Here is a 21275-nt window from a genome sequence, read left to right as displayed (position 1 = left end):
CATTTTGTACCTTATTTAAAGACAAGGTACCAATTCTGGCTCATCAATTACTGACTTAAATTTCGCTCAAATAAACTTCGAGTAATTTAAACCAATCAATCAATGAAAATTATTTCGATTAATCAATCAGTAAAAATCCACACAAGTTGTTCTTCAATTCTCTTAATGATTTTTCTGCTCTTCGTCAGAGACAGAATTCAACGCAATACTAAGCTTTCATCTTAACCCTGTAAGCTAAGATATTCTCGTGTATCGCGTCGGGATGAGTGCATTATAGGGAAAAAAAACTGGTACGCAAGCACTTTTATAAATATGTACGTTCGACCGGTTCTTTTTCAGCCAAAAAAAATCTCAAAAATACACAAATATATGATTTTTATGATTAATTTATTTTTGAAGAGTTTTAAACTTTATATCTACTATCTTTATAGACTGTTTTGGTACGTTTTGATGCATGCCATAGTTTGATGTAGGGACCTGAACAATACGGTCAACCACATCCATTCCTTTAATTACTTTTCCAAAAACTGCATAACCAGGATTACCCGGAGAGCGATTTAAAAAATTATTATCTGCAACGTTTATGAAAAACTGACTAGTAGCTGAGTCAGGATTTGCTGTACGGGCCATTGCCAAAGTTCCTCGTGTGTTAGCAATTCCATTCCCAGCTTCATTTTTGATAGGTGCTCGCGTAGTCTTTTCCTGCATATTTGCAGTAAGTCCACCGCCCTGCACCATAAAACCAGGAATTACACGGTGAAATATTGTATCTTTATAAAAGCCTGACTTTATATAGTCTTTAAAATTCTTCACACTGTTTGGTGCTTTATCATCATAAAGTTGTATTTCAACATTACCCAAATTCGTTTGCATTTCAACTAAGGTGTCAGCCCATACTGAATGACTGCTTATACCCAAACAACATAACATTAATAATTTTTTCATATCTTCCTACAACAAAATGCCAAACTTAATAAATGATAAATTTAATCATCTATATAAAAGAATTCTAGTGAGTATTTATTATCTTTTATTTAGTGCTTTATATTTTGGATTAAAGTATTAGTCCACGTTCCACGTGAAACATGGACTAAGCTTTTGTTTAACTATTTTTATCCCAGAACTTTCTGAAGTTCTTACTGATCTCGATAGTATATCTTTTTGCCTTTTTAGAAATAGGTGTCAAATTTATAAAACCATGGGTTTGATCTGGATATTCTTCATAATGCATTTTGACGCCATTTTGTCTTAGCTTATAGCTATAAATTTTCGCTTCATCATGCAATACGTCATGACCAGCCGTAATCACGAAAGCTGGCGGGTTCTTTTTCAAATTACCATAGGTTGGAGAAATAATCGGATCGTCTAATTCTACATTATGCTGAGTTGCATAATATTGAGTGACATAATTAATATCGCTATCCGTCAAAACTAATCCTTCGTTATAAGCATAAAAAGAAGGATGTCGGCTTTTAAAATCAACTGTAGGGTAAATGAGAAGCTGTGCTTGTGGAGCATAAGGTTTATTTACTGATCGTTGAGCCACAACCGTACTGATATTGCCGCCTGCACTATCCCCTGCTACAGCAATACGATTTTTTAATATTTTTAGTTGTCTGCGATTTTGATATACCCAAGCTAATGCATCTTCACATGATTGGATTAAATGTTGAGGTGAGACCTCAGGTGCAAGTGGATAATCAATACTGAGTACTTGTACTTTTGCATATTTTGCCAATATACGACAAACCTCATCATGAGTATCTAAACCACCTACAACGAACCCTCCCCCGTGGTAGAAAACAATCAGAGGTAATTTTTTATTCGGTGAAGGATGATAGTGTCTTGCGAAAACAGTTCCACTTTGAAGCGGCAAACGAATGTCTTCTACTGAATCAATTTCAGTTGATTTCTGGCGTATAGCCAACATTTGTGTATCAAACTGCCGTCTAGACTCAATAGGATCTGAACCAATGAAACCAATACGTCCCTGTTTAATTTGTACGGCCATCATACATTTAGTAAACGAGTCGAGCTCTGGGTATTGGTAGGCATATCCAAGGATTTTGGCAAGTGATTCTTGGGCTAATCGAGGTAACTTATCAAGAGCTCGAGCAGCAGGCCCTTGGCACTTATCTAGCAATGTTTGAATTTTTTGATTAAATGCTGTCATGCCTATCTCCATGAATTCCTCTTATCCTTCATATTTTCTACAGAATTCTTTGTTGTTTGACTATATTCGCATACAACTCATGTAATCAAGATACAAAGGTAAAAACCAATCTACGCTAATCTGATTTATAGCAAATGTCATTAACAAATCTGTCGTTTAAAACAGGACTTTTTTGCCAATTATTGTTAACAGACAAAAGGAGATTGTGCTATGTCAGCAAAACTAGTTGTTACTTTATTAGCAACAAGTCTTTTAACTGTAGGTTGTGTTGCTTATACAGATGATCCTTATTACCGCGGTGGTTATGGTTACCATGATCATGATGATGATCGCTATGACCGCAATGATGGACGTCGCTATAGTGACTGGGAAAGAAAACGTTGGGAAGAGCGTAAGAGAATATACGAACAACAACGTAAAGATGCTCGCGAACAGGATAGAAATCGTCGTGAGTGGGAAAAAAGACACCGTGAATGGGAGAAGAAAAGATTAGAAGATCGTGATCACAATCATAGAGATTATCATGATGATGACTAAAATCTATTAGAATATGGAAGCCCCAAAGAAAAAATCTCTTGGGGCTTTTTTGTTGATAAATCCACATTCTCTTGACTATAGAATAATGAGTAGCAGCTCATTTCATATATAAATCGGCATCTTGAATATATGTACTCTATAATCTTTTAACTGTTCTTATCGCTAAGAATTACTGAGCAGTTGCAGAACCTGAAACAGAACCAGAAGCACCAGCATCAACTTGACCTGGTTGTGCTTGACCAGAAACACCTGCATCTACACCAACACCAGCTTGTACGCCAGATGGGCTAGCGCTAGTTTGAGCTGAACCTGATGCATTTAAGCCAGCTTCAGATGCACAACCAACAGCTGTAAAAGCAACACCAGCAAGTACTACAGAGATAAGACCTAATTTTTTCATAATCACTTTCCTTTCATTACGACAAACATTTAAATGCAAAGTTCATCTTCGCGCTGCCTATAATTCACAATTTTTTTTTCTGGCGTGCGTATCATTGGTTGTCTTTTGTAGTAATAGAAGTACAAATTGTGCAATTTTTTATTAAAACCTCTTCCTTAGCCTCACCTCTACCTTTTATATAGAAGCTATAACTTAAGCTTTTGTTTATTTTTATCAATTTCTAATTTTTATCTTAGCCTTTTACTCTCGTTAAAAATTTTCTCTTCATAGAAACGCTATATAAGGCACGTAGAATGTTACAGAGACTTTTTACTTGAAAATACCTTATTTCATAAAAAAAGCCGGGGATAGACCACGGCTTTTTTAAAAATTTATAGTGTTTCGATTTTAATTATGGCCATTGCATCTCGCCTTTTACAACTTTTGCACCTAGCTCTAGGCTATCTACACTCTTTAATGTTGGATATTGTTTCTGCATGAGCTGACTTAGCTCACTCGCATTTTTACTTACTTTGACCGCTTTCTCATAGCTCTTGAGATAGTCGATAGAGAAGTTAACCGCATCCAAACCTTGTGGAGCTCCCTCAACCATATGAGCGGGAACAACAGTTTGAGGTTGGAGTGATTTAATACTTTCTAAAGCTTGAATCACTTCATTGCGATCTTTAACTTTTGGTGTATCTGCCATCCATAAATGAATACCTGAAGATACTGGAATACCGCCTACAACAGCTTTCGAAGAAGGAATCCATAAATAAGTAAGTTCTTTCTTACCTTTAATCTCGATTGACTCATTCTCTAGTTTTAAAGTTTTAGCAGCATAAGCTTGAGGCACAATAATTTGGCTAGGCGCATTTGCACCCATTTGTGGGCTCCAGTATTTTACTTTAAGCGCTTGAGTATCTTGGATATGTTTAACAGTTTTTGGTGTTGCAATGATTTGTACATTTGGGAAGTATTGTTTAAATACATCTAAGCCAAAGTAATAGTCCGGATCGCCATAACTTACGAAAATTGTCTTTAGTGTTTTACCGCTATCGAGAATATCGGCAGCAATACGTAATGCTTCAGATTTTGAGAATTGTGCATTCACCAACAGAACTTCTTTATCGCCTTCAATTAAAGTAGAAGTCACGCCGAAATGTTCGGGTTTAGCCAGAAAACTTTGGATCTTCAAATCTTGCGCAAAAGCTGAGGAAGCTACCGTTAAAGCAGTGGCAGTTGCTAGGGCTGAAGCAGTTAATTTAAAAAATTTCATTATGTATTCTCCAAATTCATGAGAAATACTTTAAATTGCAATTCTTGTAAGGTAAATGCACTAAATTAAGATAAACTGTTGCACATATTGTAACAATGATAAAGTATATGGACACATTAAAAGCCATACACGTCTTTGTTTCTATTGCTCAGCATGGCAATTTAACCAAAGCCGCAGAACACCTAAATTATTCCCGTGCCATGGTTTCACGCTATCTTGAGCACCTAGAGCACACATTCTCAACTCGACTATTTCAAAGAAATACACGAAAAATATCTCTCACACCAGCAGGTGAAAAAGCCCTACTCTACTGTGAGAATATTTTACAACAACAGCAACTTTTACAAGAGCTAGCTGCACCTGAACAACATAATGGTACGATTCGTTTTACCTGTGGTTTATTTTTATTTCAATTAGGGGTTGGAGAATGTATTCGCCAATTTAAACAGCAACATCCACATATTCAATTTGATGTATATCTGACTGAAAATACAATGGACTTAATTGATGCACAGGTCGATTTAGCTTTACGTATAACGCAAAAAGTTGCAGATGGTTTAATTGCGAGACCAGTTTGTCAAATCGAGTCTGTTTTCTGTGCTCATCCTGATTATTTAAAACAGCACAGTCCCCTCTCCCATCCAAGACAACTAATTCAACATGAATGTTTAGCTCACCATAGCCAACATCAATTTTGGACACTTTTTGATACTGAACAGCAACCTCAGAATTATCCTTTGAACGTCACCTTTAAAAGTAATGATGTAAATGCTGTTTATGACATGTGTTTACATGCTCAAGGTGTGGCAATGTTACCGACTTTATTAGTTAAAAAAGATTTAAAAGAAAAACGATTGGTTCCTTTATTTAAAAACTATTCGGCTCCCGAATTAAGTTTGTCGGTGGTATATGCTTCAAGACAACATTTACCCAAAATAACTCAGGAATTTATTGCTTTTATGATCGAAAATTTAGATTTTTACTTAAAACCGCAAAATTAAAAGTTTTAAATTGCCGTGTACGCTTGAATTTTTAGGCAATGCCCATACTTCATCCCTATTAATGAATTACAGCATATGCATGGCAGTTCAGGTTTTACCCAGTAAATGCTGATGCCAAAAGGACTGTACATGTTTAAAAACCCATTTAAACGGAGATCATCAATGGCTAATGAGCAAAATGAGCAAGCTCAAGACATTCAACACGAGCAAGCAGAGCAATCTAATGAGCAAACTCAGGCTGAAGGTGTAGAGCAAGCAAACGACGTTACCGTTGAATCTTTACAAGCGCAAATCACCAAATTAGAAGAAAGCCTAAAACTTGAAAAAGCACGTACTGCAAATGCAGTTTACGAAGCACAAAAAAGTGTAGAGCGTATTCAACGTGAGTCTGACAAGCATAAAGAGACTGTGCTTGAAAAATTTGCAAAAGAGTTACTAGATTCTGTTGATAATTTAGAGCGTGCAATTCAAGCGGCTGGTGATGAAGAAACACCAGTACTTGAAGGTATTAAACTGACCTTGAAGTCGCTGTTAACCACACTTGAAAAATTTGGTGTTGTAGAAGCTGATACGAAAAATGGCTTCAATGCGGATTTACATCAAGCTGTAGGTATTGACCCAAATGCTAAAGCGAATGAAATCGGTAGCGTTTTACAAAAGGGCTATACGTTAAATGGTCGCTTATTGCGCCCTGCTATGGTTATGGTTGGTCAATAAATAATTTTTTGAGAGTTTTTAGATTTTTTTTCGCTAAAACGCTTGAAAAAAATAGATTCACTCTCATATCGGATAACAAGCAAAAACATTGCAAAAGAATTTTTGAGGAAAACGTCACATGGCAAAAATTATTGGTATTGACTTAGGTACTACCAACTCATGCGTTGCTGTACTTGAAGGCGATAAAGTAAAAGTAATCGAAAACGCTGAAGGCGCACGTACAACTCCATCGATCATTGCTTATAAAGATGGCGAGATCTTAGTAGGTCAAAGTGCTAAGCGTCAGGCAGTAACTAACCCGAAAAATACATTATTCGCTATCAAGCGTTTAATCGGTCGTCGTTATGAAGATCAAGCGGTACAAAAAGATATCGGTCTTGTACCTTATAAAATCATCAAAGCAGACAATGGCGATGCTTGGGTTGAAGTAAACGATAAAAAATTAGCGCCTCAACAGGTTTCTGCTGAAATCTTGAAAAAGATGAAGAAAACTGCAGAAGACTATTTAGGTGAAACAGTTACTGAAGCAGTTATTACTGTTCCTGCTTACTTTAACGATGCTCAACGTCAAGCAACTAAAGATGCGGGTAAAATCGCTGGTTTAGACGTTAAACGTATCATTAACGAACCAACTGCTGCTGCACTTGCGTTCGGTATGGACAAAAAAGAAGGCGACCGTAAAGTTGCAGTTTACGACTTAGGTGGTGGTACTTTTGACGTATCAATCATTGAAATCGCAGACCTTGATGGCGACCAACAAATCGAAGTGTTATCAACAAACGGTGATACTTTCCTTGGTGGTGAAGACTTTGATAACGCCTTAATTGAATTCTTAGTTGAAGAATTTAAGAAAGAACAAAGTGTGAACTTGAAAAATGATCCACTTGCGTTACAACGTTTGAAAGAAGCTGCTGAAAAAGCAAAAATCGAGCTTTCTTCATCAAATGCAACTGAAATCAACCTTCCATACATCACTGCAGATGCAACTGGTCCTAAACACTTAGTGATCAATGTAACACGTGCGAAACTTGAAGGTTTAGTTGCTGATTTAGTTGCTCGCACTATTGAGCCTTGTAAAATCGCACTTAAAGATGCTGGTCTTTCGACTTCAGACATCTCTGACGTGATCTTGGTTGGTGGTCAGTCTCGTATGCCACTTGTACAACAAAAAGTACAAGAATTCTTTGGTAAAGAGCCACGTAAAGACGTGAACCCTGACGAAGCAGTTGCAATCGGTGCTGCGATTCAAGGTGCGGTATTGTCTGGTGACAAAACTGACGTTCTTTTATTAGACGTAACACCATTAACTTTAGGTATTGAAACAATGGGTGGTGTATTAACACCAATCATTGAAAAAAACACGACGATTCCTGCGAAGAAATCACAAGTGTTCTCTACTGCTGCTGACAACCAGCCTGCTGTAGACATTTCTGTTTACCAAGGTGAACGTAAGATGGCTCAACAAAACAAATTGTTGGGTAACTTCCAATTAGGCGATATTCCACCTGCTCCACGTGGTGTGCCACAAATTGAAGTATCTTTCGACATCAATGCTGATGGTATCTTGAAAGTATCTGCTAAAGATAAGAGCACTGGTAAAGAGCAATCGATCCAGATTAAAGCGAACTCAGGTTTGTCTGATGCTGAAATCGAAGCAATGATTAAAGATGCTGAAGCGAATGCTGAAGAAGATCGTAAGTTTGAAGAACTTGCAAAAGCTCGTAACGAAGCTGATGCATTAATTTCAAGCTCGAACAAAGCTGTTAAAGATCTTGGTGATAAAGTTACTGAAGATGAAAAAACAGCTGTAAGCACTGCTGTTTCTGAACTTGAAGCAGCAACAAAAGAAAATGATGTAGAAGATATCAAAGCGAAAACTGAAGCTTTACAAAACATCTTGATGCCTATCACTCAACGTGCTTATGAACAAGCGCAACAAGCTGGTGGTGCTGAAGGCTTTGATCCAAATGCATTCCAAGGTGGTGATGCGGGTCAACAAAAAGCAGATGATGGTGTTGTAGACGCTGAGTTCACTGAAGTTAAAGATGACAAAAAATAATTTGTTTCTTTAACAAAAAACCGCGCTTAGGCGCGGTTTTTTATTATTTACAAAAAGTAACAATAAGTTTTTTAATAATATTATTCAAAAATTTCTGTCAGAAAGATCAATGATAAAAACTAAATATTTAATTTTAAATAATATTTTTTTGTTAAAAAACCACTGTTATTTACTACATTAATTATTTGATTATTGCCAAGTCTGAGAACATCTTTTTTAATTTTTCGACGAATATCACAAACGCTACCTAATCTATTGAGATTTTTATCATTTTGACGAATTAAATTAAGTAGCTAACAATAAGATTTATTTATATTTTTTTATTTTGCCATGAAAAAATTTCTATGGTGGGGATTGAGCTTATGCTTATGCATGGGCTTACAAACAACACTTTTTGCTCAAAGCAATCTGCCAATTAATTCATCTCATCAGCCTTTAAAATACCGAATTGCTTTTATTGATCCGCGATTTCAACTCACTAAAGAACAATTAGTTGAGGTAAGCCAACAAGCTGCTGAAATCTGGCAAAAAGAAACTGGGAAGACCTATTTTATTTACGATTCACAGGCTCAATTGTCAATTAACTTAATTTATGATGACCATCAAATGATTAAAGATGAGCAACAAAACAATTTGGATGCACTTTTGCAAAAGCAGGAAGCTTTGCGCATTAAAAATGAAGAAATTGTTCTAAACAAACAGCAAGTTACTCAACTATCAACTGATTTGAACAAGAAAAAGGTCAGTCTAAAAGTTGAGTTTGAACAATATCAACAAGAGGTAACGCGCTTTAATCAAGGAGAACATCTGTACTCTAGTGCCAATAATTTAAAAGAATGGCAAAAACAACTAGAGCAAAAATCGGAAGATTTACAAAATGAATCCAATAGTCTAAATTTTAAAATTCAAGCACTTAACTTAAAGATTAAAGAGCTAAATCGAGAGCAAAGTGATTTAAGCGCTTTAAAAACACAATTCAAGCTAGACCAGAAATCGAGTATTCAACCCTTCCATAAAGGATTATTCAGTCAAAACCAAATCCAGATTTACGGCTATGCTTCTTTAAATGACTTACGTTTGACCCTTGCTCATGAACTTGGGCATGCTTTAGGTCTAAAACATACTACCAACCCAAAATCTTTAATGTATCCCTATTTAAAAGAGCAAGATATTCATAACTTTAAATTAACAGATTCAGATTTAGATTTATTAGGTTCAATTTATAGACCAAATTAAGGAAAAATCATTAAAGTTAAATGATTAAAAAAGCTAAATAAAAAGAAATATATTAAATTTTTTCTAAAAAATAATTTGGCATTTGGTAAAAAATAATGAGACTAAAGTCTCATTTATTTATCCAAATCGTACATTTTTTGATTGATTTTTCATTTTATATTCTTATAATACGTTTTTTTTAAAATCTCCCCCCCCTTCGATTATGCGTTTAACATCTTTGTTATTAGGCGTAGCCTTTGCTTTTTCTAATTTTCAGGCTAATGCTAATCTTGCAACTCCAGCTCATACTCAAATCCAGCAAACAACAGGTCAACATTTGACTTATAAAATTGCTGATATTGATCCACGTTTTGGTTTAAGCCAAGACCAGTTGATTCAAATTAGTCAACAAGCTGCGGACATTTGGAAACAAGGCACTGGACATGATTATTTTACTTATGATCCAAATGCAAAGTTAGAAATTCGCTTAGTTTACGATAATAGCCAAAGCCGTTCTGAACAGCGTCAAAAAATCGCAACTCAGTTCCAACAAGAACAGCAACGTGTAATTGATGAACAGCAACAAATTAAGCAATTGAAGCAAACTTTAAGTCAAACTCAGTCTAACCTTGAAAGTAAAAAGCAGATTTTGAACGAAAAATTGAAAAATTTTGACCAGCAAATGATGCAACTTAACCAAGGAAAATTAGCACCTGAATATAGTGCCAAATCTTTGGCTAAAACTCAAAAAGATTTGCAAAAACAAACTGTTGCTTTAAAGAAAGAAATTGCTGCATATAATCAGCAAGCTAAAGACTTAAATGTCAAAGTTACTCATTTTAATCAGATTAATAATGAGTTTAATAATTCATTGAACCAATTTAAGCAAAATGCTCAAGCGGATGTCTTTAAAAAAGGTATCTACAACGGCAAACAAATTGTGATTTATGAGTTTAAGTCTATTGATGATTTACGCTTAACGATTGCTCATGAGTTAGGACATGCACTTGGTTTAAAACATAGTGATCAACCAAATGCATTGATGTACTCAGTACGTAAAGATGGTGACAAAAAAATCACTGGACTTACTGATGCTGACCGTGATCTATTAAGTGCTTTACCTCAGTAATTAAAAGCTTGATATAAAATGATGTATCTATTTCTAGGTAGATACATCGAAATTGATATCAAAGTCATGTTATTGTGGTCATAAGAGCTAACGAAAATAGAATGGAGATCAAGATGAGTTATTATCATATCCTGATTGAAGTAAATGATCATATCAGCACAATTGAACAGACTCGCGATATTGAACTGTTTGATATTATTGAAATTAAACCATATCTCCATTCTATTCTAATTCCCTTTTTCAATGAGCATGAAATCGAGCTTGAGGATGAAAATATCGAATATAAAGATATTCTTCATCTTGAAGTAAAACAGACTCTGTTACCGATTGAACATTTAATTGAAGAAGAGCAAAAGCAATTACCAAGTGATACTGATGTCACGATCACTGCGTATGAAATCTTTAATGATCGTGATTTAAGCCAAGATGTTACGTCAGTTATTTTTGATATTTTGGAAGCAGTTAAATTAGAGTAATCATCTTATATAAGTACCTATAAAAAAGGTCTGCATAAGCAGACCTTTTTTTATTATTTTCAGCTTATTGCATCATTTTCTGAGCTTGTTCTTGACGGAATGCACGTAAAATTTGTTGCCCTGCCCGTCCCGTTGGATTTAAACCTAAACGAGTTTGCTCCTGACGAATAGCTACGCGGGTTTTATCTCCAATAAGGCCGTCAACTGCACCAATATCATAGCCACGATTAATCAAAAACTGTTGGATTTCACGACGTTCTGCACGTGAAGTTCCCGGATCATCGGTTGGCCAAGACGCAACAAATGGACCAGCACCTTTTAAACGATCAGATAGATGTGCAATGGCAAGTCCATAGCTTTCCGCAGCGTTATAGCTGTAGATAGCATCAAAATTTTTAAATACTAAAAATACTGGACCATTTACACCTGCAGGTGCCATTAAACCCGCTGAAGTATTGCCAGATAAAGCTCCTTGAACAAGTGGAGAACCATCAATTCGGGTTACCCCTCGTGCACTCCAGCTACTTAAAGCTTTCTTTGAACGTCGCCCTTCTCCATCAATTGACATACCTTGGGGAACTTTGACTTCAAAACCCCACGGCATTCCTGTTTGCCAACCTGCTTTATTTAAGAAATTAGCCGTTGAAGCCAGTGCATCAGCTGTGCTGGAAACTAAATCTCGACGGCCATCGCCATCAAAATCAACAGCTAAACGCTCATAGGTAGATGGCATAAATTGGGTGTGTCCAAATGCTCCAGCCCATGAACCTTTCAGTTGATCTTCGGTTAAATCACCACGTTGTAAAATACGCATAGTGGCAAAAAACTCAGTGCGGAAATAACTTTGTCGACGACCTTCACAACTTAAAGTCCCGAGTGCTTGCAATAAAGGATATTTTCCAGAAATATCACCAAAATTACTTTCAACACCCCACACCGCTACAATTGTTTCCGGCGGCACACCGTAGGTTTGAGAAGCACGGTTTAAAACATCTCGATGTTGCGCCAGTTTTTGTTTACCAAGCTCAACGCGCTCTTCATCAACTAGACCAGAAAGATAATCCCAAATTGGTGTCGAAAATTCTGGTTGATAGTTTAATTTATCAATAACTGAATAATCTGGGGTCAAGTTTTGGGTATAACGATCATAAGTTGTACCCGATACTCCAGCAGCAATTGCTTGAGAACGTAAATTTGCCAAACAGCTTTGGAAATTATTATTAGGCGTATAATCTTCGCTCGTCACTACTGGAACAGTAGCACTGCTAGATATTGTAGAACCATTAATTACGAGCTCTGCTTGAGCCTGAGTCATCGCCAAAAATACAGAGCCAACAATACAAGAAAAACGTCGCATATTATCCTAGTTCGATTTTTAAATTTAAATTTGTAAGTACCATACCATTATGAGTCCAAAATTTCAGAGAGAAAACGTAAATTTGAATTCATAATCTCTACTTTAAATTCATTTCCCATGTTTTAAATTCAAATTTCTACTTTATTTTTGAATTTAAAATTCTCTAGATCCAAATTATTAGTTTTAAATTCAAAACCAATACTCAAGTTTAAATTCAAAAGTAACTCTTTAAATTTAAACTACAAGCCCCTCTTTATTGTGGATAACTTTATCCACAACAGAGCAAAAACACTTCTATTTCTTAATCCTATTCTATATCACCTTATTTTTTATTATAGGTTGGAGCCAATCACCACAGAAATCCGTATTTTTTTAAATTTAAAGATCAGCCAAAAATTTTAAATTCAAAACCCCATACCAATAGACTTCTATTTTTGAATTTAAAAAGGCACATCCAACCCTATCATTTAAATTTAAAAATACTTCTATGGATAACTAATTTTAAATTCAAAATCCCCAAAACAGTCATTTATAGTTTTAAATTCAAATTACAGTAACTTTTTTTAAATTCAAAAGTTTAAATCAGAGTTATCCACAAACATAAAATATGCATGTTCTATTATTTTTTAAATTTAAAAGATAAAAAAAGCGATCTGAAGATCGCTTTTTAGAGTATTAAATATACTTTTAGAGGGTCATATCTGCCTTTAAAGCGAGTGGTTCTGGCAAAATTTCTGCCAATTGACGGCATAAATTCGTCAATTCATTACTATCCACGGGCATTAAAGTGATATGGCCTAATTTGCGGCCAGCACGTTCAGACTTGTTATAAAGATGTAGATGAGCACCATTTAAGACAAGTACATCTTCAGTTTTAGGATGCTGACCGATGATATTGATCATGACCGTTGGACGAACAACGTCTGTTGAACCCAATGGAAGACCTGCAACAGCTCGAATATGGTTTTCAAACTGGGAACAGACCGCGCCTTCAATTGACCAGTGGCCTGAGTTATGCACACGTGGTGCCATCTCATTTGCACACAAACCTTGTTCTGTTACAAATAGCTCTAGAGTCAGCACGCCAACATAGTTGAGATGATTCAGCAAACGTGTAATGTAGTCTTGAGCAACAGGTTGCAAAGCTTCACTATTTGGTGCCGGAACAATTGAATGCGATAAAATACCATTATGATGATGGTTTTCAGCCAATGGCCAAGTTTTTACTTCACCATTTTGGCCGCGCACCGCAATAATTGAAACTTCACGAGAGAATTTAACAAAGCTTTCAGCAACCAGACTTTTTGCAGGACCAAGTTCAGCCCAAGCAGTATCAATCTGGTCTTCTGAACGAAGTACAAACTGACCTTTACCGTCATATCCACCAGTTGCAGTCTTAAGTACAATCGGTAAACCAAGCTCAGCAACAGCCTTTTTCAAGCTTTCTAAGCTATCTACAGCACGATACGGCGCAACAGGAATAGTAAGCTCATCAAACAGTGCTTTTTCTGACAAACGATTTTGCGCAGTCGCTAAAGCAACACGGGGAGGGTGCAATGTTTTGGTTTGTGTTAAAACATCCACATCTTCAACGGGTGTATTTTCAAACTCAAGACTGAAAACATCAGCACTTTCAATAAACTGCTTTAAGCCTTGCTCATCTTGGCTAGAAAAGACTTGGCCTAAAACACCTGCTGGACAATCTGTATTTGCTTCAAAAAAAGTACATTGAATATTTAATGGTAACGCTGCTTGAGCCATCATACGGCCCAGTTGTCCACCACCAAAAATACCGATAGTTTTATCCATCTCAGCCTCTTACACCTGACCCGGAATATTTTTGCTTGCAACTTTATCAGTTTGCGCAGCACGGAAATCAGCAACATTTTTTGCGATTTCAGGACGAGTTAAACCTAAGATTTGTGCAGCCATAATTGCCGCATTCGTTGCACCAGCTGGACCAATCGCTAAAGTACCAACTGCAATACCTGCTGGCATTTGTACAATTGAAAGCAAAGAGTCTACGCCATTTAAAATTGATGATTTAACTGGCACACCTAAAACAGGTAAATCAGTTTTTGCGGCACACATTCCAGGTAAATGCGCTGCACCGCCTGCACCAGCAATAATCACTTGAATACCGCGATCACGTGCAGTTTCTGCATATTCAAATAAACGATCTGGAGTACGATGAGCAGATACCACTTCCGCTTCAAATGGGACACCAAGCTGTTTAAGCATATTGGCTGTGTTTTCGAGAGTTGCCCAATCAGATTGAGAACCCATAATAATTCCAACGAGAGGTTGAGCGTCTTGTGCTGCGGCCGCATTCATTGCTAATGTTCCAGAGACAAAAGTAAAAGAAGATAAATCTCGACGAGAGCCAAGTTTTAAATGGTTCGGAAGCCCATTATTATAGACTGATTTTTCATCTCACGAAAATTTAACTGACTAGCTCTGTGAATATTTTTAATATCATCAAAAAATGTCATGGTTTAACAGTGACACATTCTCAATTTTTATTAATATAACGCGCTTAATCAAATCAATAAGAGCTTAATAATGAAAAAATTTCTTGGAGCCCTAACACTCACACTTTGCACAACAACGGGTTACGCGGCTTTAGTAAATTTAAACATCGATGAATTTCAAAAAACCATTAAAACTTTAAATAAAGAAAAAGGTTATAACGGAGAAATCAAAAGTGGAGCATTAACTGGTAAAGTCCAAGAGAAATTTATTGTTACTGGAACATCTGCTACTGATGAGAGAGAACCAGTTCTGATGACTGGTTATTATCTTGGAGCAACTGAGGTAGGAAATTTATATTCAATTACTGAATATCGCATTTACTGTGACGATCAGACCTATGGTTTTGCCATGTCTAATTTTGAGCCTGATGGCGCCTTAAGTTTAACTACAACAGACAGTAATTATGCTTTTGACTATGAAGACCCAACGCCAAGAGATCAGCAATTTTCTAAAATTCTAAAAAAAGCATGTAAGTATTCAGCTAAATAAATAGTTATGTCTACTAACTATGGCTTGTTATTAAATAGAATAAATCATTTAATTCACAAGCCATAGGAGCTTACTGGCTTCTAAATACGAAATAAACACAACCAAATAGACATAACATCGCCCATAAGTAATCGAGTTTAAAGGGTTGCTTAAACAAGAAAATCATAAAAGGTACAAACACGACCAATGTAACCACTTCCTGAGTGATCTTCATTTCACCGAGTAACCAGCCTTGTGCACTTAGCATACGAGTGGCTGGAATCATAAAACTGTATTCAAGTAAGGCAATAATCCAACCGAATAGAATCGCTTGCCAAAGTGGGGCATGGTGCAAAAATTTAAGATGCCCATACCATGCAAGTGTCATAAAGCAGTTAGAAATAATTAATAGCGTAAAAGCTAAAACCGTTGGGCTCAAAGGCACATCCTTCATCATCACGATGATTTAAGTATTTTAACGATACAAAACATTATAAAAGATAAAACTGTAATTCAGCTTAAATCTAAAAAATAAAGCTGTAGTTTTATTAGGGTCTCAAACACATAGAACAACAACGATTTTTGACTATCTTTTCGAGTTTAGCCTTGCTATCGTTGCTGGCAAATTTATCAATAATGCACACACAGCAATTCATTTTAATGTTGTGTACAAAAGCAGTGGAGAAGGCGAGCAATGCATCTGCATATCTTGGGTATTTGTGGCACTTTTATGGGCTCTTTAGCACTTTTGGCTCGTGATTTAGGACATAAGGTAACTGGTTCCGATTTAAACGTTTACCCACCAATGTCTACCCAGTTAGAAAATGCAGGCATTACACTCATGCAAGGCTATGACCGTAGTCATTTACAGCCTCATCCGGACTTGGTTATTGTCGGCAATGCCATGAAACGTGGTATTGATGCAGTCGAATATATGCTGAACGAAGGCCTACCATATATTTCTGGTCCACAATTCCTTGCCGATCATGTTTTACAAGGTAAACATGTACTTGGTGTAGCAGGTACTCACGGGAAAACAACAACTACGACCATGTTGGCTTGGGTACTTGATCAAGCTGGTTTAAATCCGGGCTTTTTAATTGGTGGTGTTCCACTTGGTTTTAGTGAAAGTGCTCGTTTAGGCGGTGGTAAATACTTCTGTGTTGAAGCCGATGAATATGACTCTGCTTTCTTTGATAAACGTTCTAAGTTTGTTCACTATCACCCAAAAACGGCGATTTTAAATAACCTTGAATTTGACCATGCCGATATTTTTGATGACCTAGCAGCAATTCAAAAACAGTTCCATCATCTTGTGCGTACCATTCCAAGTGAAGGCCGTATTATTGCGCCAATTACTGAAACGCATATTGATGAAGTGCTTGAAATGGGTTGCTGGACACCAGTGATTCGTACAGGTTTAGAGACAAATGAAAAAGCTGCTTTATCTGCTGAATTAATTTCAATTGATGGCAGCCATTTTAAAGTACTCGAAAATGGCAATGCCGTTGGCGAAGTGAAATGGAGCATGACAGGGCAACATAGCGTAGCGAATGCTTTAGCAACGATTGCAGCCGCTCAACATGTAGGTGTTGCGCTTGATCAAGCTTGTGAAGCTTTGTCTAACTTTGGTGGCGTGAAACGTCGTATGGAGTTACTCGGCACAGTCAATGGCATTGAGGTTTATGACGACTTCGCGCACCATCCAACAGCAATTGACACAACTTTAGATGGCGCACGCAAACGCTTAGGTGAACGCCGTTTATGGGCCATTATTGAACCACGTTCAAACACGATGCGTATGGGCAGTCACAAAGATGGCTTGGCACATTCAGCACGCTTAGCAGACGAAGTGATCTGGTATCAGCCAGAAGGCTTAGATTGGGATTTACAACCTGTGATTGAAGCTGCTTCTAACCATGCTCAAGTGAGCCGTTCACTTGATGAAATTATTGAGCGTATTGTCAATGAAGCAGGTGAGGGCGATGCCGTTGTGATTATGTCTAATGGTGGTTTCGGTGGCTTACATCAAAAATTAATGAGCGCATTAAAAGCAAAAGCTGCTTAAATTTCGCTTTAGATGATTCAATAAAAAATGGGTTTCAAATTGAAACCCATTTTTTATCAGTGACTTTTAAAGCTTTTCTGGCTCTATATTGGCCATAAATTTATTAGAAACCATTAAACGTAAACTATAGACAATGCCCATCGCAAAAACGCTATATCCCACGTTATTACAAATAAACGGAATACATAAAATAATGAGCGCTGTGATTGGATAAAACCATTTCGTGATTCCAGATAAGCATTGGAACTCATAAAGTATCCAAATACAGGTGGTATAAAGCACTACACTCACCGCAACAACTATTCCCATATATAAATCAGAAATATGCGCATGATGGGTTGTAACATCAACGGCAGCAGCAAGCGCAGCACCTACCGCAGCAATACTGACAAAAACAAAATAATGACCGTATCCCCAAACAAATGGGCGCACACCTTTAACATGATGGTGTTGTTCGCTACGGTCAAAATAAGCCCACCACATTGCGAACATCAACATCAATCCGCCGACCATTAAGAAAATGGCAGGGATATTCATTGACTGAGCGGCTAAAGCATCACGTATGGCATTAAAACTACCGACAATCGACTCACCCAACACAATAATTGTGAGTAGGGCATAACGTTCTACAATATGATGAGGATGCCACGGCGTTGGAGAATATTTTTCTGCATAGATTGGAACAAATAATTCCACTACAACCAGAAATAAAAATAGAGGTATTGAAAGTACATGAGCAAAGTTAGCCACAAGCCAGCCAATTTGTACTAAGACTATACCTATTGCATAGCGATAAGCCGTAACTCGCCGTTCAGGATCATGTTTTGCTGCTCTGAGCCACTGAGTCACTAAGGCCATGCGCATGATCACATAACCGATAATGATTACATCAAAATCCTGACTACGAAATACATCAGGGATACCCGCTGCCATGACCAATGACCCTACAATCTGTACAAAGGTAAGGCACCGATACAATGCATCATCGTTATCGTAAGCAGAAGCAAACCATGAAAAATTCATCCATGCCCACCACAGCGCAAAAAATACCATCAAGTAGCTTGGTAATGCATGCCAGAGGTGATTTTCAATAATTGCATGATGTAACTGCTGACCCGCTGTTGCAATCGCGACCACAAAAATTAAATCGAACAATAATTCGAGTGGAGTCGCTGCTCTATGCTGCTGATCAGGATCTCTTGGGGATAGGGGCCTCAAGCTTAATTTTTTCTGTTTTTCTTGAGTAGTCATAAAATAACGTTCTCGAATAAAGTGCCAACACGTTAACACTTTAATATTAACGCCCAGAACACGCATTAAAAAATATCTAGACCTGCTGTTTAATCTTTACTCACAAACAAACTATATTTCATTTTTGTGACAATTCTTTATCAAGATAACAGGCTTAATTCTTTATCATAGCCCACGTTTTTTGTTCTTGTTTGGAATATGAATGTCTTTAGAAACACTCAACCTTAGCTTATTCCATGTGATTAATGGGGCTCAGGATGCGAGTCAATTTATCATTCGTCTTGCTATCTTTTTTGCTAATGATCTCCTCTATATTCTCTTATTCATCCTTACATTTTTATGGTTTTATGGCGATCAAGATTTAAAAAATAGGGTCATTAAATCTGTCTTTTTAACCTGCGTATCACTTTTAGTCGGTTACGTTATTTCTCTGTTTTACCATCACTCAAGACCGTTTGTCATGGGTGTGGGTACTACGTTTATTGAACATGCGCCAACAGCATCTTTTCCAAGTAATCATATGCTGATTTTCAGCACCATTGCTTTATCTTATTTGTTTGCTCAGCGCAAAATAATTGGAATTATCCTTTTATTTTTATCATTTGTAGTGGCGTGGTCACGTATTTATTTAGGTGTGCATTTCCCTTTAGACATGTTAGGGGCTTTTATTGTCGCACTACTAGTCAATACAGCAGGTTATTACTTCTGGAATGCTTACGGTACAAGTTTGACGGCATTCTGTATTCACCTTTATCAAATTATATGCAAACCACTTTTAGACCGCGGTTTGATTAAATAACCTATAGATCTTTTTTGCATTCAAACCACGACATTAAGTTCAGTTGCGTAATACAAAAAAATCTGCCATTCTATGTGGACTTGGATATGTTTTATCCAAAATAGAATTTAGTTTGACAAGGGGAGTAGCCTCCTCCAAACATAACAGCAATGTTATGTGTCAGGTATCGTCAATACACTTTTATTAAAAAGTCGGTATCTGAGCATCGTGAAATTCATGATGTAGGCAAGACCTTGATCATGTTGATACAGATGTTTATTCATCTGGCAACTGGTCGAGGTTTTTTTATGCCCAATTGCCGGATGTATGGAGGATTTATGGAAACAATCGGTAATTTATGGCTGTACATAGCATTCTTTGGCATTGTCATTGTCATGCTCCTGATTGACTTTTTAGGCTTTAAACAAAAGCAAGGTCAGGATGTCTCAATTAAGCAAGCTGCTTACTGGAGTGTAGCGTGGGTAAGCGTCGCAGCCCTATTTGGTGGTGGTTTATGGCTTTACCTACAACAAACAGTTGGGGTGACCTTAGCAAACCAAAAAACCATGGAATACTTTGCAGGTTACTTACTCGAAAAGTCCCTCGCAATTGACAACGTTTTCGTCTGGTTAATGATTTTCGCAGCGTTTGCTATTCCAGCTGCACTACAACGTAAAATTTTGCTCTACGGCGTATTAGGCGCAATCGTACTGCGTACCCTCTTTATTTTTATTGGTGCATGGTTCGTTCAAGAGTTTTCTTGGGTACTTTATATCTTCGGTGCGTTCTTGGTATATACAGGCTTTAAGTTCTTAAAAGGCCAAGATGAAGAAACCAATATTGAAGATATCAAGCTCTTAAAATGGTTACGTAACCATATGCGTATTACACCACAGCTTGAAGGTGACAAATTCTTTGTACGTCAAAACGGTTTATTGTGGGCAACGCCGTTATTTCTAGTTTTGATTTTGGTTGAAGCTTCAGACGTGATTTTCGCAGTAGATTCTATTCCTGCTATTTTCGCGGTAACTAGCGACCCGTTTATTGTTTTAACGGCGAACTTAATGGCAATTTTAGGTTTACGCGCAATGTTCTTCTTACTTGCTGGCGCTGCAACTAAGTTGCATTACTTACCGTATGGCTTAGGCATCATCTTATTGTTCATTGGTGCAAAAATGTTGCTGCTTGATGTATTCCACATGCCAATCTGGATCTCATTAAGCTTTATCGTCATAGTGTTAGCAATCACTGCTTACCTCTCTTTACGACACAACAAAAAGCAATTACAGTCTTAATTCATCACAACAAGGCATCTACACGTGAGATGCCTTGTTATCTAAATTTTCAAAATAGACTGTACTTTAAAAAAACAGATTAATATCATATGCCAACTTAAAATTTATCTTTCCTAATCAGAAACATAATAGATAACAGCTATTCGGTATTTTATGCCGAACATACTTATTAAAATGTGTGGAGTCTCATGCGTTCTAAAAAAATTAATCTTGTCGTTGTCCCTCTATTACTCACGGCATGTAGCCATAATGATGGTCCTTTAGTACAAGACGTATATAACAACCAATATGACTGTGCTCGCGACTGGAATAATGAAACATGTAAACAAGAAAATAGCTCCAGTGGACATGGTTCTAGCTATATTGGTAGTCGCTATTTAGGGCCTGCGTATTATCGAAATAATCGGGAAGTTTCTTACCACGGCAATACCTTACATCCTTACAGCAATTTGAGTGTAGGCCGACCAATTATTTCAAGTACGGCGAAAAGCGCTTCTTCTTCATCCCCAATTCGTGGTGGTTTTGGTCGTAGCGGTTTTTCTTTTGGCGGCTAAGTCTTTA

General features: G+C 37.0%; 20 protein-coding genes and 1 pseudogene. 12 read left to right on the top strand and 9 right to left on the bottom strand.

The window, feature by feature from the left end; translation table 11 throughout:
- Window positions 1–387: 387 nt before the first annotated feature.
- Both JGE69_RS17725 and JGE69_RS17720 read right to left on the bottom strand, forming a co-directional pair.
- A complete protein-coding gene (locus JGE69_RS17725) occupies window positions 388–945 on the bottom strand; it encodes a peptidylprolyl isomerase (RefSeq protein WP_199114242.1) in 558 nt (185 codons plus the stop codon).
- A gap of 157 nt (window positions 946–1102) precedes the next feature.
- The gene (locus JGE69_RS17720) at window positions 1103–2173 is read right to left on the bottom strand and encodes an alpha/beta hydrolase (protein WP_199114244.1); all 1071 of its coding nucleotides are present in this window, start codon (window positions 2171–2173) and stop codon (window positions 1103–1105) included.
- A gap of 210 nt (window positions 2174–2383) precedes the next feature.
- Here JGE69_RS17720 and JGE69_RS17715 point away from each other — a divergent pair, with 210 nt between their 5' ends.
- The gene (locus JGE69_RS17715) at window positions 2384–2710 is read left to right on the top strand and encodes a hypothetical protein (protein WP_017399657.1); all 327 of its coding nucleotides are present in this window, start codon (window positions 2384–2386) and stop codon (window positions 2708–2710) included.
- A gap of 169 nt (window positions 2711–2879) precedes the next feature.
- Here JGE69_RS17715 and JGE69_RS17710 read toward each other — a convergent pair whose 3' ends face one another.
- Window positions 2880–3110: a hypothetical protein gene (locus tag JGE69_RS17710; protein ID WP_000733015.1), complete on the bottom strand. Its 231-nt coding sequence runs from the start codon at window positions 3108–3110 to the stop codon at window positions 2880–2882.
- A 391-nt stretch (window positions 3111–3501) separates the two neighbouring features.
- On the bottom strand, window positions 3502–4368 hold the full coding sequence (locus tag JGE69_RS17705; RefSeq protein WP_199114246.1) for an MBL fold metallo-hydrolase: 867 nt from the start codon (window positions 4366–4368) through the stop codon (window positions 3502–3504).
- Between the two features lie 107 nt (window positions 4369–4475).
- On the opposite strand from JGE69_RS17705, the gene JGE69_RS17700 reads away from it, so the two are divergent.
- The 6 genes and pseudogenes from JGE69_RS17700 to JGE69_RS17675 all read left to right on the top strand — a co-directional run bounded on the left by JGE69_RS17700 (window position 4476) and on the right by JGE69_RS17675 (window position 10965).
- A complete protein-coding gene (locus JGE69_RS17700) occupies window positions 4476–5369 on the top strand; it encodes a LysR family transcriptional regulator (RefSeq protein WP_227602458.1) in 894 nt (297 codons plus the stop codon).
- Window positions 5370–5531: 162 nt separating this feature from the next.
- Window positions 5532–6086, top strand: a complete 555-nt coding sequence (gene grpE, locus JGE69_RS17695; protein ID WP_002115470.1) for a nucleotide exchange factor GrpE — start codon at window positions 5532–5534, stop codon at window positions 6084–6086.
- 118 nt (window positions 6087–6204) lie between these two features.
- On the top strand, window positions 6205–8145 hold the full coding sequence (gene dnaK / locus JGE69_RS17690) for a molecular chaperone DnaK (RefSeq protein ID WP_002115449.1): 1941 nt from the start codon (window positions 6205–6207) through the stop codon (window positions 8143–8145).
- A 330-nt stretch (window positions 8146–8475) separates the two neighbouring features.
- Window positions 8476–9381, top strand: coding sequence for a matrixin family metalloprotease (locus tag JGE69_RS17685; protein WP_199114248.1), 906 nt, complete (start codon window positions 8476–8478; stop codon window positions 9379–9381).
- 95 nt (window positions 9382–9476) lie between these two features.
- A pseudogene (locus JGE69_RS17680) lies at window positions 9477–10489 on the top strand (M57 family metalloprotease).
- 101 nt (window positions 10490–10590) lie between these two features.
- Complete coding sequence (locus tag JGE69_RS17675) at window positions 10591–10965, top strand: hypothetical protein (protein WP_014207668.1); 375 nt, start codon at window positions 10591–10593, stop codon at window positions 10963–10965.
- A 64-nt stretch (window positions 10966–11029) separates the two neighbouring features.
- Here JGE69_RS17675 and JGE69_RS17670 read toward each other — a convergent pair whose 3' ends face one another.
- The 3 genes from JGE69_RS17670 to purE form a co-directional block, all read right to left on the bottom strand.
- Window positions 11030–12322 carry a lytic murein transglycosylase gene (locus JGE69_RS17670; RefSeq protein WP_199114252.1) on the bottom strand — a complete coding sequence of 431 codons (1293 nt, stop codon included), beginning with the start codon at window positions 12320–12322 and terminating at the stop codon, window positions 11030–11032.
- Between the two features lie 687 nt (window positions 12323–13009).
- On the bottom strand, window positions 13010–14131 hold the full coding sequence (locus tag JGE69_RS17665; RefSeq protein ID WP_199114254.1) for a 5-(carboxyamino)imidazole ribonucleotide synthase: 1122 nt from the start codon (window positions 14129–14131) through the stop codon (window positions 13010–13012).
- Window positions 14132–14140: 9 nt separating this feature from the next.
- Complete coding sequence (gene purE, locus JGE69_RS17660) at window positions 14141–14656, bottom strand: 5-(carboxyamino)imidazole ribonucleotide mutase (protein ID WP_002115451.1); 516 nt, start codon at window positions 14654–14656, stop codon at window positions 14141–14143.
- A 228-nt stretch (window positions 14657–14884) separates the two neighbouring features.
- Here purE and JGE69_RS17655 point away from each other — a divergent pair, with 228 nt between their 5' ends.
- A complete protein-coding gene (locus JGE69_RS17655; protein WP_032005988.1) occupies window positions 14885–15343 on the top strand; it encodes a hypothetical protein in 459 nt (152 codons plus the stop codon).
- Window positions 15344–15413: 70 nt separating this feature from the next.
- Here JGE69_RS17655 and JGE69_RS17650 read toward each other — a convergent pair whose 3' ends face one another.
- Window positions 15414–15776: a DMT family protein gene (locus JGE69_RS17650; RefSeq protein WP_075384089.1), complete on the bottom strand. Its 363-nt coding sequence runs from the start codon at window positions 15774–15776 to the stop codon at window positions 15414–15416.
- 240 nt (window positions 15777–16016) lie between these two features.
- Between JGE69_RS17650 and mpl the strand changes: the two genes are divergently transcribed.
- Window positions 16017–17390 carry a UDP-N-acetylmuramate:L-alanyl-gamma-D-glutamyl-meso-diaminopimelate ligase gene (gene mpl, locus JGE69_RS17645; protein ID WP_199114256.1) on the top strand — a complete coding sequence of 458 codons (1374 nt, stop codon included), beginning with the start codon at window positions 16017–16019 and terminating at the stop codon, window positions 17388–17390.
- A 66-nt stretch (window positions 17391–17456) separates the two neighbouring features.
- Here mpl and JGE69_RS17640 read toward each other — a convergent pair whose 3' ends face one another.
- Window positions 17457–18707: a low temperature requirement protein A gene (locus JGE69_RS17640; RefSeq protein ID WP_046812934.1), complete on the bottom strand. Its 1251-nt coding sequence runs from the start codon at window positions 18705–18707 to the stop codon at window positions 17457–17459.
- A 136-nt stretch (window positions 18708–18843) separates the two neighbouring features.
- Here JGE69_RS17640 and JGE69_RS17635 point away from each other — a divergent pair, with 136 nt between their 5' ends.
- From JGE69_RS17635 to JGE69_RS17625, 3 genes are all read left to right on the top strand, one after another.
- A complete protein-coding gene (locus JGE69_RS17635; protein ID WP_032056183.1) occupies window positions 18844–19440 on the top strand; it encodes an undecaprenyl-diphosphatase in 597 nt (198 codons plus the stop codon).
- Between the two features lie 317 nt (window positions 19441–19757).
- The gene (locus tag JGE69_RS17630) at window positions 19758–20714 is read left to right on the top strand and encodes a TerC family protein (protein ID WP_000447689.1); all 957 of its coding nucleotides are present in this window, start codon (window positions 19758–19760) and stop codon (window positions 20712–20714) included.
- 188 nt (window positions 20715–20902) lie between these two features.
- Window positions 20903–21268, top strand: coding sequence for a hypothetical protein (locus tag JGE69_RS17625; protein ID WP_199114258.1), 366 nt, complete (start codon window positions 20903–20905; stop codon window positions 21266–21268).
- Window positions 21269–21275: the final 7 nt, after the last annotated feature.

The organism is Acinetobacter sp. C13 (genome assembly GCF_016809775.1).
GTDB lineage: Bacteria > Pseudomonadota > Gammaproteobacteria > Pseudomonadales > Moraxellaceae > Acinetobacter > Acinetobacter pittii.
Note: the sequence above shows the minus strand (reverse complement) of the source record. Positions and strands in the feature narration are given on the sequence as shown.

Excerpts from the sequence above, each read along its gene's own strand:
- JGE69_RS17725 (WP_199114242.1), bottom strand. The coding sequence starts at position 945 with ATGAAAAAATTATTAATGTTATGTTGTTTGGGTATAAGCAGTCATTCA.
- JGE69_RS17720 (WP_199114244.1), bottom strand. The coding sequence starts at position 2,173 with ATGACAGCATTTAATCAAAAAATTCAAACATTGCTAGATAAGTGCCAA.
- JGE69_RS17715 (WP_017399657.1), top strand. The coding sequence starts at position 2,384 with ATGTCAGCAAAACTAGTTGTTACTTTATTAGCAACAAGTCTTTTAACT.
- JGE69_RS17710 (WP_000733015.1), bottom strand. The coding sequence starts at position 3,110 with ATGAAAAAATTAGGTCTTATCTCTGTAGTACTTGCTGGTGTTGCTTTT.
- JGE69_RS17705 (WP_199114246.1), bottom strand. The coding sequence starts at position 4,368 with ATGAAATTTTTTAAATTAACTGCTTCAGCCCTAGCAACTGCCACTGCT.
- JGE69_RS17700 (WP_227602458.1), top strand. The coding sequence starts at position 4,476 with ATGGACACATTAAAAGCCATACACGTCTTTGTTTCTATTGCTCAGCAT.
- grpE (WP_002115470.1), top strand. The coding sequence starts at position 5,532 with ATGGCTAATGAGCAAAATGAGCAAGCTCAAGACATTCAACACGAGCAA.
- dnaK (WP_002115449.1), top strand. The coding sequence starts at position 6,205 with ATGGCAAAAATTATTGGTATTGACTTAGGTACTACCAACTCATGCGTT.
- JGE69_RS17685 (WP_199114248.1), top strand. The coding sequence starts at position 8,476 with ATGAAAAAATTTCTATGGTGGGGATTGAGCTTATGCTTATGCATGGGC.
- JGE69_RS17675 (WP_014207668.1), top strand. The coding sequence starts at position 10,591 with ATGGAGATCAAGATGAGTTATTATCATATCCTGATTGAAGTAAATGAT.
- JGE69_RS17670 (WP_199114252.1), bottom strand. The coding sequence starts at position 12,322 with ATGCGACGTTTTTCTTGTATTGTTGGCTCTGTATTTTTGGCGATGACT.
- JGE69_RS17665 (WP_199114254.1), bottom strand. The coding sequence starts at position 14,131 with ATGGATAAAACTATCGGTATTTTTGGTGGTGGACAACTGGGCCGTATG.
- purE (WP_002115451.1), bottom strand. The coding sequence starts at position 14,656 with ATGAATGCGGCCGCAGCACAAGACGCTCAACCTCTCGTTGGAATTATT.
- JGE69_RS17655 (WP_032005988.1), top strand. The coding sequence starts at position 14,885 with ATGAAAAAATTTCTTGGAGCCCTAACACTCACACTTTGCACAACAACG.
- JGE69_RS17650 (WP_075384089.1), bottom strand. The coding sequence starts at position 15,776 with ATGAAGGATGTGCCTTTGAGCCCAACGGTTTTAGCTTTTACGCTATTA.
- mpl (WP_199114256.1), top strand. The coding sequence starts at position 16,017 with ATGCATCTGCATATCTTGGGTATTTGTGGCACTTTTATGGGCTCTTTA.
- JGE69_RS17640 (WP_046812934.1), bottom strand. The coding sequence starts at position 18,707 with ATGCGTGTTCTGGGCGTTAATATTAAAGTGTTAACGTGTTGGCACTTT.
- JGE69_RS17635 (WP_032056183.1), top strand. The coding sequence starts at position 18,844 with ATGTCTTTAGAAACACTCAACCTTAGCTTATTCCATGTGATTAATGGG.
- JGE69_RS17630 (WP_000447689.1), top strand. The coding sequence starts at position 19,758 with ATGGAAACAATCGGTAATTTATGGCTGTACATAGCATTCTTTGGCATT.
- JGE69_RS17625 (WP_199114258.1), top strand. The coding sequence starts at position 20,903 with ATGCGTTCTAAAAAAATTAATCTTGTCGTTGTCCCTCTATTACTCACG.